Annotated in this window: 1 pseudogene; it reads right to left on the bottom strand. The window is 77.2% G+C overall.

Features of this window, described 5'->3' with window-relative positions:
* Positions 1 to 78 precede the first annotated feature (78 nt).
* Positions 79 to 430: pseudogene (locus ACOADB_RS10800) on the bottom strand (hypothetical protein); the annotation flags it as partial.

The following is a 430-nucleotide window of genomic DNA, read 5'->3' as shown; positions in this document are numbered from 1 at the left end:
CCGCCTCCGCCGCCGCCCCCGCCGAGCCCGGAACCGGCCACGGAGCCGACCGCAGAGGCGGCGGCGCCGACTGCCTGATCAGTCCCGTCGGGTGCGCCGCCACCGCCGCGGCGCTGCCGGCGCTGCTTCCGGCGCTGGTGCGGTCTCGGCCTCGTAGGCCCGCCACTCGCCGTCGTACGGCTCCAGGCCCTCGTCGGCGATGCGTCGGCGCAGCTCCGCGACGGCCGCCCGCGGGTCGTCGTACGGCAGCCCGGCCAGCTGGTTGGGGCTGAACCGCCACCACTGGACGTCGAGCAGTTCGTCGACCAGGTCCTGGTCGAAGCGAGGCCGCAGCACCCGGGCGGGCACCCCGCCCACGATGGCGTACGGCGGCACGTCCTTGGTCACGACCGCGCCCGCCGCCACGACCGCACCGTCGCCGATCGTGACG

It is taken from the genome of Nocardioides sp. CPCC 206348 (genome assembly GCF_048654705.1).
Lineage (GTDB): Bacteria > Actinomycetota > Actinomycetes > Propionibacteriales > Nocardioidaceae > Nocardioides.
This window is presented reverse-complemented; position numbering and strand designations above follow the sequence as displayed.